General features: G+C 72.0%; 15 protein-coding genes. 7 read left to right on the forward strand and 8 right to left on the reverse strand.

Annotated elements, in window-relative coordinates; all coding sequences use genetic code 11:
• Positions 1–49: 49 nt before the first annotated feature.
• Positions 50–1645, reverse strand: coding sequence for an alpha/beta hydrolase (locus ACFUO4_RS26935; RefSeq protein WP_383489411.1), 1596 nt, complete (start codon positions 1643–1645; stop codon positions 50–52).
• Between the two features lie 296 nt (positions 1646–1941).
• Here ACFUO4_RS26935 and ACFUO4_RS26940 point away from each other — a divergent pair, with 296 nt between their 5' ends.
• The gene (locus ACFUO4_RS26940) at positions 1942–2565 is read left to right on the forward strand and encodes a chaplin (protein WP_383489414.1); all 624 of its coding nucleotides are present in this window, start codon (positions 1942–1944) and stop codon (positions 2563–2565) included.
• A gap of 384 nt (positions 2566–2949) precedes the next feature.
• Here ACFUO4_RS26940 and ACFUO4_RS26945 read toward each other — a convergent pair whose 3' ends face one another.
• Positions 2950–3429 carry a nucleoside deaminase gene (locus tag ACFUO4_RS26945; protein WP_079310312.1) on the reverse strand — a complete coding sequence of 160 codons (480 nt, stop codon included), beginning with the start codon at positions 3427–3429 and terminating at the stop codon, positions 2950–2952.
• A 100-nt stretch (positions 3430–3529) separates the two neighbouring features.
• On the opposite strand from ACFUO4_RS26945, the gene ACFUO4_RS26950 reads away from it, so the two are divergent.
• Positions 3530–4306: a GNAT family N-acetyltransferase gene (locus tag ACFUO4_RS26950; protein WP_383489417.1), complete on the forward strand. Its 777-nt coding sequence runs from the start codon at positions 3530–3532 to the stop codon at positions 4304–4306.
• A gap of 55 nt (positions 4307–4361) precedes the next feature.
• A complete protein-coding gene (locus ACFUO4_RS26955; RefSeq protein ID WP_079310311.1) occupies positions 4362–5303 on the forward strand; it encodes an NAD(P)-dependent oxidoreductase in 942 nt (313 codons plus the stop codon).
• Between the two features lie 29 nt (positions 5304–5332).
• Here the strand turns inward: ACFUO4_RS26955 and ACFUO4_RS26960 are convergent, their stop codons facing one another.
• Entirely contained in the window at positions 5333–6205 is an 873-nt protein-coding gene (locus ACFUO4_RS26960; RefSeq protein WP_383489420.1) for a GNAT family N-acetyltransferase, read from the reverse strand.
• A 93-nt stretch (positions 6206–6298) separates the two neighbouring features.
• Positions 6299–6562, reverse strand: a complete 264-nt coding sequence (locus tag ACFUO4_RS26965; RefSeq protein ID WP_059197029.1) for a GlsB/YeaQ/YmgE family stress response membrane protein — start codon at positions 6560–6562, stop codon at positions 6299–6301.
• A 287-nt stretch (positions 6563–6849) separates the two neighbouring features.
• Here ACFUO4_RS26965 and ACFUO4_RS26970 point away from each other — a divergent pair, with 287 nt between their 5' ends.
• On the forward strand, positions 6850–8295 hold the full coding sequence (locus tag ACFUO4_RS26970) for a hydrolase (RefSeq protein ID WP_383489424.1): 1446 nt from the start codon (positions 6850–6852) through the stop codon (positions 8293–8295).
• Here ACFUO4_RS26970 and ACFUO4_RS26975 read toward each other — a convergent pair.
• Positions 8288–8833, reverse strand: coding sequence for a hypothetical protein (locus ACFUO4_RS26975; RefSeq protein ID WP_383489427.1), 546 nt, complete (start codon positions 8831–8833; stop codon positions 8288–8290). The genes ACFUO4_RS26970 and ACFUO4_RS26975 overlap by 8 nt on opposite strands.
• Positions 8834–8888: 55 nt before the next feature.
• Here ACFUO4_RS26975 and ACFUO4_RS26980 point away from each other — a divergent pair, with 55 nt between their 5' ends.
• Positions 8889–9617, forward strand: a complete 729-nt coding sequence (locus ACFUO4_RS26980) for a phosphotransferase (RefSeq protein ID WP_383489810.1) — start codon at positions 8889–8891, stop codon at positions 9615–9617.
• A 152-nt stretch (positions 9618–9769) separates the two neighbouring features.
• Entirely contained in the window at positions 9770–10537 is a 768-nt protein-coding gene (locus ACFUO4_RS26985; RefSeq protein WP_383489812.1) for an ArsR/SmtB family transcription factor, read from the forward strand.
• A 67-nt stretch (positions 10538–10604) separates the two neighbouring features.
• Here ACFUO4_RS26985 and ACFUO4_RS26990 read toward each other — a convergent pair whose 3' ends face one another.
• The gene (locus ACFUO4_RS26990) at positions 10605–11042 is read right to left on the reverse strand and encodes an SPW repeat protein (RefSeq protein ID WP_079310307.1); all 438 of its coding nucleotides are present in this window, start codon (positions 11040–11042) and stop codon (positions 10605–10607) included.
• A gap of 151 nt (positions 11043–11193) precedes the next feature.
• The gene (locus ACFUO4_RS26995) at positions 11194–11799 is read right to left on the reverse strand and encodes a sigma-70 family RNA polymerase sigma factor (protein WP_383489430.1); all 606 of its coding nucleotides are present in this window, start codon (positions 11797–11799) and stop codon (positions 11194–11196) included.
• A gap of 118 nt (positions 11800–11917) precedes the next feature.
• Between ACFUO4_RS26995 and ACFUO4_RS27000 the strand changes: the two genes are divergently transcribed.
• On the forward strand, positions 11918–12916 hold the full coding sequence (locus ACFUO4_RS27000; protein WP_383489433.1) for a MerR family transcriptional regulator: 999 nt from the start codon (positions 11918–11920) through the stop codon (positions 12914–12916).
• Positions 12917–12927: 11 nt separating this feature from the next.
• Here the strand turns inward: ACFUO4_RS27000 and ACFUO4_RS27005 are convergent, their stop codons facing one another.
• A complete protein-coding gene (locus tag ACFUO4_RS27005; RefSeq protein WP_383489436.1) occupies positions 12928–14301 on the reverse strand; it encodes a cryptochrome/photolyase family protein in 1374 nt (457 codons plus the stop codon).
• Positions 14302–14317 lie beyond the last annotated feature (16 nt).

Below are 14317 nucleotides of genomic sequence, written 5' to 3' on the forward strand. Positions count from 1 at the left end.
CGGGGCGGACGGGTTCATCCGAGGCCGGGTGAGGGCGGCGGAGGCGTGCTCAACGGTCGTCCTCCTCCGAGCCGCAGGAGCTGCCGCTGGGCGGCAGGGAGCCGTACAGCAGGAAGGTGTCGACCTTGCGCTGCACGCACTTCGAGGAGCCGTACCCGGTGTGGCCGTCGCCCTTGTTGTCGAGCACCACGGCGGCGTCGCCCAGCCGCTTCGCGGTCTCCACCGTCCAGCGGTACGGCGTCGCCGGGTCGCCGCGGGTGCCGACGAGGAGCATCTTCGGGCCGTCGACGTCCCGGACGTCCTCGCGGATGTAGTCGGTGCCCTTGGGCCGGCCGTAGCACATCAGCACCTCGGTCAGGCGGTAGCGGCCGAAGACGGGGGACACCTCCTCGTACTCGGCGCGCAGCCGGCCGAGGTTCCGGGTGATCTCGTCGGCGCTGGGGCGGTCCGGGTCGTCCGCGCAGTTGATCGCCATCAGCGCGGCCGGCAGGTTGTCCAGCGGGACGTCCTCCTCGTCGGCGAGCTCGCCGTTGCCGTTGCCGTCGTCGTCGGCCGCCCTGCGCGGCAGCGCGTAGCCGCCGCCCGTGAAGCTCAGGACGCCACGGGTGTCGCCGTCCTCGACGAGCTGGGCGATCGCCCGCTCCAGGGACGGCCACAGCTCTCTGCTGTAGAGGGCCTGGGAGATGGCGCTCACGAGGTCCTGGCCGGAGAAGGTGCCGCCCCAGTCGGTCGGCACCGGGTCCTCGTCCAGCGAGTCGATCAGCCGTACGACCTGCTCCCGGGCGCTGCGCGGGTCCTGGCCGAACGGACAGGCGATGTCCTCGGCGCACCAGTCGATGAAGTCGTCCAGCGCCTTCTGCTGCCCCTCGGCGCCCACCAGGGCCTGCTCCGTCATGGGCTCGGTCAGGGTGTCGACGCCGTCGAGGACCAACCGGCCCACTTTCTTGGGGAATTGGGCCGCGTACACCGCGCCGAGCCGGGTTCCGTAGGAGAAACCGAGGTAGTTGAGCTTCTTGTCGCCGAGTGCCTGGCGCATCACGTCGAGGTCGCGGGCCGCCTCGACCGTGCCGATGTGGGGCAGGACGGGGCCGGAGTGCTCGGCGCACGCGGCGGCGGCCTTCTTCAACTGCGTGAGCACGGCGCGCGGATCGTCGCTCACCTCGGAACCGTCGTCCGTCGCCGCCAGCGCCTCGTCGGTGCCGTCCCCGCAACTGACGGGCGAGGACCGGCCGACGCCGCGCGGGTCGAAGGACACCACGTCGTAGCCCTTGGCCAGGCCCATGAACTCGTCTCCGCCGGCGGCGAGTTCGCTGACGCCGGCGCCGCCCGGACCGCCGAAGTTCAGCAGCAGCGAACCCCGGGAATCACCGGTCGCCCGATAACGGGCCAGGGCCAGTTCGAGCGTGCCCGCCTTGGGCCGGGAGTAGTCGAGGGGGACGGTGACCTTGCCGCACTGCAGGTCCTTGGGCGCGTCCAGGCCCTTGCACTTGGACCACGTGACCTTCTGGTCGTAGAAGCGCGAAAGGTCCGGCGTGTCCGTGTCCGTGGTCACCGTCGGCAGCCCCGCGCCCAGCAGCGCCAGTCCGACCGCCCCGGTGACGGCGCCATACCGAAGCAGGGGCCGCCCAGACAGCTTGGCCAGCATCGATGCCTCCAAGGGCGCCCGTCGCGGACCGGGAGAGCGGCACCCACGCTCACGATAGGCGGCCTCCGGAAGGGTCGCCTCCGGACGGGCGGGATCATATGAAGTGCCTTATCCTGCGCCGCTCCATGCGCATTCGACGGTTTTACTGCTAGTTCGACAACCGTGCCGCTCGATGGGGTGAAAGGCCGATAAGCCATAACTCGGATTGGTTCACCCGCGTTTTATCCGGTGCGGGCGACTGCCCGTGACCAAGTCTGGAAGGCAGGGAACCTATGAAACGGGTTACCCGAAACGGCGTGATCGCCGTCGCCACGGTGTCCGGCGCCATGGCTGTGTCGATGCCGGCGTACGCGGATTCGTCGGCGGACGGTACCGCGGTCGGCTCGCCCGGGGTGATCTCCGGCAACACGATCCAGCTGCCGGTGCACGTACCGGTCGACGTGTGCGGCAACACCGTGAACGTGGTGGGGCTCCTGAACCCGGCCGCGGGCAACAGCTGTGTCAACGAGGGCGGGGCGGACTCCGGGGCACCCGCGGGCGCCACGGCCGAGGGCGACGAGCAGGACTCGCCCGGCGTGATCTCCGGCAACGGCGTTCAGCTCCCCGTCCATCTGCCCGTGAACATCACGGGCAACAGCGTGAACGTGGTCGGCATCGGCAACCCGGCCACCGGCAACGAGTCCGTCCACACCCCCGGCGACACCCCCGGCGAACCCCCGCAGCACCCGGCCCCGAAGCCGCACACGCCGCCCAAGGCCCACCCGGGCCCCAAAGCCACCGTGCCCACGCCCCGGCAGCCCGTGGCCTCCCTCGCCCACACCGGCACCGACCTCACGCTCCCGGCCGCGGCGGGCAGTGCCGCGCTGCTGCTCGGCGGGGCGGCGCTGTACCGGCGGTTCCGCCCCGGGTCGGCGCGCTGAGTCCCGTCCTGGCGAGGACGACGGAAGACCCTGCCGGAATGGCGACCGGCGGGGCCTCCGCCGCACTCACCGAGGCGCCGCGCCAGCCGTCGCCGGGGCCTTGCCGTCCCCGTGCTCACCGAAGCGCCGCGCCGAGCCTCGGCGCCCGTCCGCCGTCAGCGGATCATGTCGGACAGGCCGATCGCGAGGAGCGGTACACGGTGGGCGGCAGGGGGCTGCGGGCGGCGGTGACCGTCGAGATGTGGGCCCGCCATCGGCCGACGTGCCAACAGCAAGGGCAAGCGCCTCCCGCTGTGTCGGATGCCGGGCCGTCCTCCCTGGCCCGGAGGCCTTTCGGGTCGTAGCCCCCTCACCCGGACGGCTGCGTCCCGGGCCCCGCGGGCCTCACCGCCGGTGGAAGCGGCGATGCAGTGCGTGCACCTCCTCCGCGAGCTGCGGCACCGGCCCGTCCACGACCACGTCCGGTGCCACCTCCCGCACCGGCAGGGCGCGCACCGGAGCCGCCGGTACGCCCAATTGGCCGAGCCAGTCGACCAGTTGCGCGGAGGAGGCCACGTACACGATGCGGCCGAGCCCCACCCAGGCATGCGCGGCCGCGCACATCGGGCAGTGCTCGCCGGAGGTGTACACGGTCGCCGCCGCCCGCTCCTCGGGCGTCAGGTGGGCCGCGGACCAGCGCGCCAGTTCGAACTCGGGGTGGCGGGTGCGGTCCCCGGAGGCGACCCGGTTGTGGTCCTCGGCGAGCACCGCGCCGTCCCCGCCCACCAGGACCGAGCCGAACGGCTCGTCCCCGGCCTCCAACGCCTCGGTGGCCAGCTCCACACAGCGGCGCAGATGCGGCAGCTCCTCGTCCTTCACAACCATGGCGTACGGCCCTCCTCGACCGGGCGGCTACGGGATGCTCCCGGACATCATGACCCGTAATGGTGTTGCCCCGGGTGCCTCCTGGTGCTGGAGTGAACTCATGGATCATGACGCGGTGCTCGCCCTGTACGACCGGGACATGCGCGAGGGCGCACAGCCGGACAGCCCGGAGTCCCGGATCGAACGGACGGGGAGGGTGGTCCGGCAGGTCTCCACCGCGCAGGGCTGGAACGGCGTGGTGTGGTCCGATCTGGACGCCGGCAGCGCGGACGCCGCGATCGCCGAGCAGATCGCGTACTACTCCGGACTCGGCCACGAGTTCGAATGGAAGCTCTACGGCCACGACCTGCCCGTGGACCTCGGACAGCGGCTCAGAGCGGCGGGGTTCACCCCGCAGCCCGAGGAGACCCTGATGATCGGCGAGGTCAACGACCTCACCCTGGACGCCGAGCCGCCCGCGGGCATCCGCGTCCTGCCCGTCACCGACCAGGCCGGTGTCGACCTTGTGGCCGACGTGCACGAGGCGGCCTTCGGCACCGACAGCACCCGGCTGCGCCACCAACTGCTCGCCCAGCTCACCGCCGACCCCGAGACCGTGGTCGCCGTCGTCGCACTGGACGGGGACACCCCGGTCAGCGCGGCCCGGATGGAGCTGGTGCCCGGGACCCGGTTCGCCGGCCTCTGGGGCGGCGGCACCGTCGAGGCGTGGCGTGGCCGGGGTATCTACCGCGCCCTGGTCGCCCTGCGGGCCCGCGAGGCCGTGGAACGCGGCTACCGCTACCTCCAGGTCGACGCCATGAGCACCAGCCGCCCCATCCTGGAACGCCTCGGCTTCGAACCGCTGACCACGACGACGCCGTATCTGTACACACCGTGAGCCACGGCACAGGGCGGGATGTCACATCCCAGCCCTCCCGATCCGTCGCAGAGTCATGACGACGAACCAGAGCAACCCCAGCAGCCAGAACCAGAGCCAGAGCATCCTGCTCGCGGGCGCCAGTGGCGTCCTCGGCCGGCACATCATGCATGCTCTGACCGAGGCCGGGCACAAGGTCACCGGCCTCGGCCGCGGCCGGGACAACGACGTGCGCGCCGACCTCCTGGACCGCGAGGCCGTGCTTCGCGCCGTTGACGGCCACAGCTTCGACACGGTGATCCACGCCGTGACGGCTCTCAGCAAGCCACCCCTGCGCCACCGCGACATGTACACCACGGACGCGCTGCGCATCGAGGGCACCGCCCACCTCATCGAGGCCGCGCAGGCGACCGGCGCGCGCCGCTTCGTCGCGGAGTCGATGGTCTTCGGCTACGGCTACGGCGACCACGGCGACCGGGAGCTCACCGAGGACGACCCCTTCGGCCCGCCCGGGACGAACCCGGAGTTCGAACGGCACCTCGCCGGGATGCGCACCAAGGAACGGCTGACCTTCGAGGCCGCCGGTCTCGAAGGCGTGGCCCTGCGCTACGGCGCCTTCTACGGCCCCGGCGGCACCGAGAATCTCATGCCCATGCTGCGCAAGCGGCAGCTCCCCGCCCCCGCCGACCACGGTCACGTCGTGCCCTGGGTCGAGCTGACCGACGCGGCCCGCGCGATGGTCGCCGCCGTCGAGCACGGCCGCCCCGGCCAGGCCTACAACATCGCCGACCGCACGCCTTTCGGGTTCCGGGCCCATCTCCTCGCCGTGGCAGAGGAGTTCGGGCTCCCGAAGCCCCTGCCCGTGCCGCTGTGGATGATGCGGCCGATGGCGTACGCCCACGCGATCATGGCGTCGACGCTGCGGGTGTCCATCGCGAAGGCGGAGCGGGAACTGGGCTGGGCGCCGGTGTACCCGTCGGCTCGAGAGGGGCTGGCGGCGTTGCGGGCGGCGGCCTGAGCCGGGAAGTCCCTCCCCTTCAGGGCGGTTCAGAGGTCCAGTTGGTACTCCGCCGCCTTGTGCGTGGGGACGTACCCGAGGGCCGCGTTGACCGCGAGCATCGGGGCGTTGCCGTCCGCGGTGTCGGTGAGGAGCCCGGTGAGGTCCGGGTGCCGCTCGCGGGCCCGGCGGATCGACGTCGCCTTCATCCAGCGGGCGAGGCCCCGGCCGCGGTGTTCCGGCAGGACGGCCGTGCCGTAGTGCTGGCCGTCGCCGAGTCCGTCACCCGGTACCACCAGCTCCGAGAAGCCGACGATCGAGCCGTCCGCCGTGTCGACCGCGGCGACGGTGTGCAGCAGGTCCCCGCGCCGCGCGACCGCGTCGGCGGCGGCGACCACGCGGTCCACGTCCCACACGACCGTGCCGTAGTCGGTGTCGTCCATGGGCATGTCGTCCATGGCGCGCCGCGAGTCGGCGTAGGACTGGGCCAGTTCGGCGGGGACCGTGCCGTCCCACTCGGTCAGCTCGTAACCGGGCCTGTCCTGTTCGGCGAGTGCGGCGAGGTCGACGTCCTTGAGCGCGAGCCTCGCGTACGTCAGGGACAGCACCCGGCGGAAGCCTCGCGCGGCGAGGAACTCGTCGCCGGGGGAGCCCTGTTCGGCCTGCGCGATGACCGACCGCCGCCCCTCGGTCCGGGCCGCGGCCACGGCGGCGTCCAGCAGCCGGGTGCCGACTCCCCGCCGCCGCTCGGCGGGGTGCACGGCGATCTCCAGCTCGGCGAGATGCTGCTGGCCCTCCTTGGTGAACAGCCGGAGGAAGGCGGACCCGACCGGTGCGCCGTCGGTGCCCGAGGCGAGCCAGGCCAGCCTGCGGCTCGACGTGCCGGGTTCGGGGTCGGCCAGGGGCGTGATGCGCAGGGTCAACGGGGCTCCGTCACTGTGGGTTCTGGCGGCGAGCCAGGAAACTAGCCGCCGCCCCAACCCGTACGCAACGGGTTATCCACCCGTCTCCTGCGTTCAGCGCCGCACCCTCGACCGGTCGAGCGCCGCGACACCCACCGCGGCGAGACCGATCTGGATGAGCCATTCGACCCAGTCCACGCCCTTGGTGTCGGCCACGTCGAGCCCCGCCGCGATCGCCGAGCCGAGCAGCGCGGCGACGATGCCGACGACGATGGTCAGCAGGATGCCGATGTGCTGCCGGCCCGGCACCACGAGCCGGCCCAGCACGCCGATGACGATGCCGATCACGATGGCGCTGATGATGCCTGAGATCTCCATCCCAACCCCTCCTCTCCGGGCCCCCGCACTCGTTCACATGCCCCCGGAAACGGGTAGCAGTCCGTGCCGTTTCAACCAACGGCCAACGTGGGGTCAAACGTTGACCGGGTGTGTGAAGTGACGTCTGTTCAGTGCCCCGGCTGCCATGTACCTTTCAAATCGGCGTCGGTCGAGGGCTTCCCGCGACCGAAGTTCTACGCGCGCAGATCTGCCCCGCGTCTACGCGTGTAGCTCGATCCCGCACCCGCACCCCGCCCCTTCCCCAACCCCACTCGGAGGTAAGCCGGATGCCCCCGCTCCCCAGATCCCGACGCAGACTCCCCACCGCCCTCGCGGTCCTCGGCCTGCTGGTCACGGGTGCCGCGGTCGAGACGTCCACGGCCACCCCGGCCGCCGCGGCCACCCCGCACCGCATCCTGTTCGACAACGCCCACGCCGAGACCGCCGGCAACGCCGACTGGATCATCTCCACCAGCCAGCCCGACCCCCTGGGCGAGGATTCCTCCCCGTCGACGGAGACCGACTGGACCGGCGCCATCTCCTCCTGGGGTGTCGCGCTCCAGAAGACAGGCGACTACAGCCTGAAAACGCTGCCCTCCGGATCCAGCCTCACCTACGGCGGTTCCGGCGCCCAGGACCTGGCGAACTTCGACACGCTGGTGCTGCCTGAACCCAACACACTGTTCACGACCGCCGAGAAGACGGCGATCATGAACTTCGTGAAGAACGGCGGCGGTCTGTTCATGATCTCCGACCACACCGGCGCCGACCGCAACAACGACGGCGAGGACGCGGTCGAGATCCTCAACGACCTGATGACCGACAACAGCGTCGACTCCACCGACCCGTTCGGCTTCTCCATCGACTCGCTGAGCATCAGCTCCGACTACCCGAGCGCGATCAGCGACAGCACCAACCCGGTGCTGCACGGCTCGTTCGGCACCGTCACCAAGAGCCTGATCGCCAGCGGTACGACGGCCACGCTCAAGCCCGCCGACAACTCCTCCGTCAAGGGCCTTCTCTACCGCACCGGTTACTCCGGCAACACCGGCGCCTTCTTCGCCACCAGCACCTTCGGCAGCGGCCGGGTCGCCTTCTGGGGCGACAGCTCGCCCATCGACGACGACACGGGCCAGTCCGGCAACACGCTCTACGACGGCTGGAACGACTCCGGCGCCACCAACGCCGCCCTCGCGCTGAACGCCACCGAGTGGCTGGCCGGCGCGAGCGGCAGCGGGGGCGGCGGCGGGGGTACCACGTGCACCGCGGCCCAGCTCCTGGGCAACAACGGCTTCGAGTCGGGCAACAGCACCTGGAGCGCCGGCAGCGGTGTCATCACCAACTCCACCAGCAAGTCCGCCCGTTCCGGTTCCTACTACGCCTGGCTGGACGGCTACGGTTCCGCCCACACCGACACGCTCTCGCAGTCGGTGACCGTCCCGTCGGCCTGCACCACCGCCACGCTCAGCTTCTACCTGCACGTCGACACCGCCGAGACCACCACCAGCACCGCCTACGACACCCTCAAGGTGCAGGTGCTCAACAGTTCCGGAACGGTCCTCGGCACCCTGGCCACCTACTCCAACCTCAACGCCGCGAGCGGCTACACCCAACGCAGCTTCAGCCTGGCGAGCTACGCCGGCCAGACCGTGACCCTCAAGTTCACCGGCACGGAGGGCTCCACGCTCCAGACCTCGTTCGTCATCGACGACACGGCGCTCAACGTCAGCTGACCCTCGCCGTGGCCCATCCGGTCGCGGCCACCACCTCGGCCGCGATGTCGATCACCGTGCGCCCGTCGGTCACCACCCGCAGGGTGTCGGCGGGCGCGCGCTCGTCCAGCATCCGCGCCTTGCGCGCGCTGCCGAGCAGCTCCCGCTCCAACTCGGAGCCCAACTCCCTTCCGGTCAGCCGCTGTCGGGCCGTCTCGTCGTCGGCGGTGAGCAGAATCCGTACGATCCGCACGTCGTCGCCCATGACCCGCCGCCACATGCCGGCCGCCTCCTCCAGCACGGACACGGTGTTCGTGTAGACGAGCCTCCGGTACCCGAGCGCCGCGTAATTGGCCCACACGGCAGTGATGTTGCGCTCGGCGACCACGGCCCGATGCGGGTCCCCGGCGGGCGCGGGGTGCACCGCCCCCATGAAGTCCCCGTCGAGCACGGCGTGCGCGACCTCGGCGCCCCGCAGTCGCGCGGAGACCTCCCAGCCGACGGTCGTCTTCCCGACCCCGGCCCGGCCGCCGATGAGCAGTACCTCGGAGTGGCCCATGGGCCGAGCGTGCCAGTCGGCCCGCAGGGCCGGATACTTCTTTTCCGTGGAGGAGATGCCGCTGGAGGGCGGAGCCGTCAGCGGGGCCGTACGGATCGGTTCGACCGTGCGTCGCGCCCCGTCGGCCGGATCGGAGCACGTCCGCGAACTGCTGGCGCTCTTCGCGGACCGGGGCTGGGCGGGTGCTCCCCGGCTGCTGGGGACGGACGAGCAGGGCCGGGAGGTGCTCGGCTACCTGGAGGGGCGCGCGGCCGTGACGGCGGAGGAGCGGGCCGCCGCCCGCCGTGACGAGACGCTCGTCCGTGTCGCCCGGCTCGTCCGGGAGTTCCACGACCTCACCCACGGCACAGCGTTGGCGGGCGACCAGGACGTCGTCTGCCACAACGACCTCGCGCCGAAGAACACCGTCTACGCGGTCGACGACACCGGGTGGCGGCCGGTGGCCTTCGTCGACTGGGACCTCGCGGCCCCCGGCGAACGGGTGCACGACGTGGCGCATGTCTGCTGGCAGTACCTGGACCTCGGGCCGGGCGGGACGGACGTGGCGGAGGCGGCACGCGGCATGCGGCTCGTCCGGGAGGCCTACGGTCTGACCGGCGGGGGCGGGCTGGTCGAGGCGGTCCTGTGGTGGCAGGACCGGTGCCGGCGAGGCATCGAGGCTGGGGCGGAACGGGGTGAGCCCGCTCTGGTCGCGCTGCGCGAGCGTGGGGCCGTGGACGAGGTGCGGGCCGCGTACGAGTGGGTCGACCGGCATCGGCGGGAACTGGACGCGCGGCTGCGCTGACGGCGCGGCGCGAACCCTGCGACGGAATCCGGCGACGCGCCGGTACGCGCGCGGGTGTCAGTGGGTGGACGCGGAGAGCGGAACTGGCCGCGATTGACATGCAGGCAATTGCCTGCATAACGTTGAGTGTGCGATCAGAGAGCGACCCGGGGTTGGACCCGGTCTTCAAGGCGCTGGCCGACGAGACGCGCAGGCGGTTGTTGGACCGGCTGCACGAGGAGAACGGTCAGACGCTCGGCGAGCTGTGCGAGCGCATCGCCATGACGCGGCAGTCCGTGACCCAGCACCTGTCCGTCCTGGAGACCGCCAACCTGGTCAGCACGGTGCGCAGGGGGCGGGAGAAGCTGCACTACCTCAACCCGGTCCCGCTCCACGAGATCCAGGAGCGGTGGATCGACAAGTTCGAGCGCCCGCGCCTGAGCGCGCTCGGCGCCGTGAAGCGACGAGCCGAGGAAGCCATGGCCGACAAGCCCACGTTCGTGTACGTCACCTACATCCGGAGCACCCCTGAGAAGGTCTGGGACGCGCTCACCGACGCGGATCTGACCGCGGCGTACTGGGGGCACAGCAATGTCTCCGACTGGCAGCAGGGCTCCCGCTGGGAGCATGTCCGCACGGACGGCTCCGGCATCGCCGACGTCGTCGGCACCGTCGTGGAGAGCGACCGCCCCCGTCGCCTCGTCACCAGGTGGGCCGCGCCCGAGGACGAGGGGCAGGACGACAAGTACTCCCGGGTCACCTTCGACATCCAGTCGCACGGCGAGATCGTCCGCCTCACGGTCACCCACGAGGACCTGCCCGACGAGGGCGCGCTCGGCGAGGTGTCCCTGGGCTGGCCGGCGGTGCTGTCCAACCTCAAGTCGCTCCTGGAGACCGGCAGTCCGCTGCCTGAGGAGCCGTGGCTGATGCCCAACGGCTGAGCCGCGCGCGAAACGGCCGGCCCGCGAGGCGCGGGCCGGCCGACTCTCGTCCTTTCGTGACCCGCCGTCACGTCCGGGCGCTCTTCGCCGCGGCACTCGTGCACAGCAGCCCCAGGATCACGGCGAGGCCGCCGATGATGATGTTGTTGAGTGCGACGCCGGTGTCCGGGCTGTCGCCGACGACCCACGGGGCGACGATCATCCAGACGCCGACCGCGCAGAACGCCCAGCTCAGGCCGTACATGCGCTCCGGGGTCTGGGTGAACCCGAGGGCGAGCAGGCCGATCGCGATGCCGACGATGAGGTTGTGCGTCACGAGAGCGGGCTGGCTCGTCGTGTAGTGGAGTATCCAGGGGGACACGGCGCAGTACAGACCGAGCAGGAACACCGGTCCGTCCACGAGTGCCACATCGCGACCGCCGAGCATACGGGCGTACCGTGCCCGCATTTCGGAAACATCGGGGTGGCTGGTCATGTCACCCCGGGTGGGCGAGACGTTGGCCATGACTCGTCTCCTTCTGACTCACAGGCTGACCGCGTCTGCTGCGGTGTGCGGTAAGCGCCGCCTGCGTACATTCTGCTCTTATTTTTCTTTTATGTGTAGATGTCCGTTGCGTCCTCTCGGGGGCGAGGTGGCGGTCCCCGGGGAGCCCCTGTCAGGGCTCCGGATGCGGGTCCTGCTCCAGATACCCCCGCAGCTGACGCAGCCCGCGCCGGGCGTGGCTCTTCACGGTGCCGAGCGGCCAGCCGGTGCGGTCGGCGATCTGGGTCTGGGTGAGGTCCGCGTAGAAAGCCAGCCGCAGCACGCGCTGCTGGGCGGCCGGCAGCCTGGCCAGCTGGTGCTGCACGACGACCCGGTCCAGGACCGCCTCGGCGTACCCGGCCGCGGGGGCGGGGAGCCCGGACGCGGAGCCGACGGCCGCCACGAGGTCCGTACGGCGGGTGCGGGCGGACAGCGCGTCGGCGATCTTGCGCCTGGTGATGCCGACGATCCACCCGCCGATCGCCCCGCGTTCGGGGCGGAAACCCCCGCGTCCGCGCCACACCCCGAGGAACACCTGCTGCGTCACGTCCGCGGCCTCCTCGGCGTCGCCCAGGGACCTTCGTGCCAACGTGTGCACCAACCCGGACCAGCGACGGTAGGCCTCGGCCAGACACGCCTCGTCGCCCGCCACGAGACCCCGGGCGACCTCCTCGTCGGTGATGTCCGCTTCCCCGTGCGCCCATCGGGACGCCGGGGCGGCGATCAGTTGCTCGGTCATGACGACGGCTCCTCACCCATCGGGAACGCCTCACCGGAACTCGGTCCGGTGCGCCCATCGTGTGATCCGTCGTTCCAGGTCAGCAACTTGCATCGATTTTGCGTCGTATGCTGGAGCCATGAGTAAGTCGCCAGCGCACCGAACTCCCACGGAGACGGCGGAGCCGGCCGCCCCCACCGCCCACGTCCCTCTCACCACCGGCGCCCTCGCCCGGCGGCTAGGCGTGTCGCCCACCACGCTGCGCTCCTGGGACCGCCGTTACGGCATCGGGCCGGCCGTACGGGACGAAGGGCGGCATCGGCGCTGGAGCCCGCGGGACATCGAGGTCCTGGAGGAGATGTGCCGGCTGACCGCGTCCGGGGTGCCGCCCGCCGAGGCGGCCCGCGCCGCCCGCTCCAGCACCGGGGGTCCCGGCCCGGCCGCCGAGGTGCCCGCCCGGGAGACGCCGCGCTCGCGCGCGGCCGGCGCTCTGCCGCTCGGTGACGTGCGCCAGGAGGCGCGGGGGCTGGCCCGCGCCGCCGTCCGGCTCGATGCCCCGGCCATCGAGGAGCTGCTCGCCGCGGCCGTGGAGCAGTACGGCGTCGTCGCCGCCTGGCAGGAGGTGATGATGCCCACCCTGAACGCGGTGGGCCGCAAGTGGGCGTCCTCCGGCGATCGTTACGTCGAGGTCGAGCACCTGCTGTCCTGGCATGTCTCCACCGCGCTGCGCCGCCGGGCCCCCGCGGCCCCGCAGTCGGCGACCGGCCCCGTCGTCCTGGCCTGTGCGCCCGGCGAACAGCACTCCCTGCCTCTCGAAGCGCTCAACGCCGCGCTGGGTGAACGTGGCGTTCCCACAAGGATGTTCGGCGCGGCGGTGCCGGGGGAGACGCTCGTCGCCGCGGTGCGACGGCTCGGGCCGTCCGCCGTGTTCCTGTGGGCGCAGGGACGCTCCACCGCGGACCTGCCGCTCGCCCGCCATGTCGCCACCACCCGCTGGGGCGTGAAGGGCGCCCGTCGACGGCCGGCGGTGGTGCTCGGCGGGCCCGGCTGGTCGGGCGCGGCGGCGCGCGAGATGCCGTGGCCCGCGGCCCTCAAGGACGCGGTCGAGCTGCTGTCCGCCGCCGCGACCGGCTCCTGACGCGGGCCCCGTCAGTCGAGTCCGCGGGACCGCTTGAAGCGGGCGAGGCCCTCGGAGAGGTCGACGATCGGGTCCGGGTAGTCGCCGAGGGCCGCCCGGTCCAGGCCGCGCAGCTTCCACGGCTCGTGCACCAACGGTGCCTCCACATCGCCCAGTTCGGGCACCCAGCGCCGTACGTACGCGCCGTCCGGGTCGTACCGCTTGGCCTGGGGGACCGGGTTGAGGACCCGGTTGGGGCGCGAGTCGGTGCCGGTGCCCGCCATCCACTGCCAGTTGAGCTGGTTGTTGGCGATGTCGCCGTCGACCAGGAGCTCCAGGAAGTACCGGGCGCCCACGCGCCAGTCGACGTACAGCGTCTTGGTGAGGAAGCTCGCGGTCAGGAGCCGGCCGCGGTTGTGCATCCAGCCCTCATGACGCAACTGGCGCATCGCCGCGTCGACCACGGGGTAGCCGGTGCGGCCTTCCTTCCAGGCCTCGACGTCCTCGTCGGCCGTACGTCCGGACCGCCAACGGTCGTGTTTCGTGCGGTAGTCGGCGAGGGCGGCGGCCGGACGCACGGCGAGCACCTGACGGTGGAAGTCCCGCCAGGCGAGCTGCCGTACGAAGGCCTCGGCGCCCGGTCCGCGGACCTTGCGGGCCCGGTGGACCAGTTCGACCGCGGAGAGGGTGCCGAAGTGCAGGTGCGGCGAGAAGCGGGAGGTGGCGTCGCCGGCCAGGTTGTCGTGCTGGACCTCGTACGCGCCGACGCCCTCGCGCAGCCAGGACGTCATCCGCTCCCGGCCCGCCGCCTCACCGCCGGCCGCCAGGCCCGCCGAGACCCCCGACAGCCCGGTGCGCGAGGGCGGTTCCTCCGAGCCGACCCCATCCGGGACCCGGACGGTGCGCGGCGCGGCCATCGGCTCCCGCAGCCGTACGCCGCTCCAGTGCCGGAAGTACGGGGTGAAGACGGCGAAGTGGTCGGAGGCGCCCGGGGCCACCGCGCCCGGGGCGACCGCCGAGGTCACCGTGTCGTGAACGTGCAGACGGCGGCCGTCCGCCTCCAGGGCGCGCCGCAGCCGCTGTTCACGTCGCTGCGCGTAGGCGCTGAAGTCGGCCGCCATGTGCACCTCGTCGGCGTCCGTCTCCGTGGCCACCTTGCAGACCTCCTCGACGACGTCGCCGCTGCGGACCACCAGACGGCCGCCCCGCTCGCGCAGGCCCGTGTCGAGGTCGCGCAGACAGTCGGCGAGGAAGGCCAGCCGGTTCGGGGCGGCGAACCCGGCGTCCGTCACCCCCCGGTCGCGCACGAACAGCGGCACCACGTGCCGCGCCTCGCTCGCGGCCCGCAGCGGAGGGTGGTCGTGGAGGCGGAGGTCCGAGGTGAACAGGACGATCGAGACGTGCATGGCGCGAGCTCCGGGG

This window comes from Streptomyces sp. NPDC057280, from assembly GCF_042668605.1.
Classification (GTDB): Bacteria; Actinomycetota; Actinomycetes; order Streptomycetales; family Streptomycetaceae; genus Streptomyces.

Excerpts from the sequence above, each read along its gene's own strand:
- ACFUO4_RS26935 (WP_383489411.1), bottom strand. The coding sequence starts at position 1,645 with ATGCTGGCCAAGCTGTCTGGGCGGCCCCTGCTTCGGTATGGCGCCGTC.
- ACFUO4_RS26945 (WP_079310312.1), bottom strand. The coding sequence starts at position 3,429 with ATGGTTGTGAAGGACGAGGAGCTGCCGCATCTGCGCCGCTGTGTGGAG.
- ACFUO4_RS26950 (WP_383489417.1), top strand. The coding sequence starts at position 3,530 with ATGGATCATGACGCGGTGCTCGCCCTGTACGACCGGGACATGCGCGAG.
- ACFUO4_RS26955 (WP_079310311.1), top strand. The coding sequence starts at position 4,362 with ATGACGACGAACCAGAGCAACCCCAGCAGCCAGAACCAGAGCCAGAGC.
- ACFUO4_RS26965 (WP_059197029.1), bottom strand. The coding sequence starts at position 6,562 with ATGGAGATCTCAGGCATCATCAGCGCCATCGTGATCGGCATCGTCATC.
- ACFUO4_RS26970 (WP_383489424.1), top strand. The coding sequence starts at position 6,850 with ATGCCCCCGCTCCCCAGATCCCGACGCAGACTCCCCACCGCCCTCGCG.
- ACFUO4_RS26975 (WP_383489427.1), bottom strand. The coding sequence starts at position 8,833 with ATGGGCCACTCCGAGGTACTGCTCATCGGCGGCCGGGCCGGGGTCGGG.
- ACFUO4_RS26980 (WP_383489810.1), top strand. The coding sequence starts at position 8,889 with ATGCCGCTGGAGGGCGGAGCCGTCAGCGGGGCCGTACGGATCGGTTCG.
- ACFUO4_RS26990 (WP_079310307.1), bottom strand. The coding sequence starts at position 11,042 with ATGGCCAACGTCTCGCCCACCCGGGGTGACATGACCAGCCACCCCGAT.
- ACFUO4_RS26995 (WP_383489430.1), bottom strand. The coding sequence starts at position 11,799 with ATGACCGAGCAACTGATCGCCGCCCCGGCGTCCCGATGGGCGCACGGG.
- ACFUO4_RS27000 (WP_383489433.1), top strand. The coding sequence starts at position 11,918 with ATGAGTAAGTCGCCAGCGCACCGAACTCCCACGGAGACGGCGGAGCCG.
- ACFUO4_RS27005 (WP_383489436.1), bottom strand. The coding sequence starts at position 14,301 with ATGCACGTCTCGATCGTCCTGTTCACCTCGGACCTCCGCCTCCACGAC.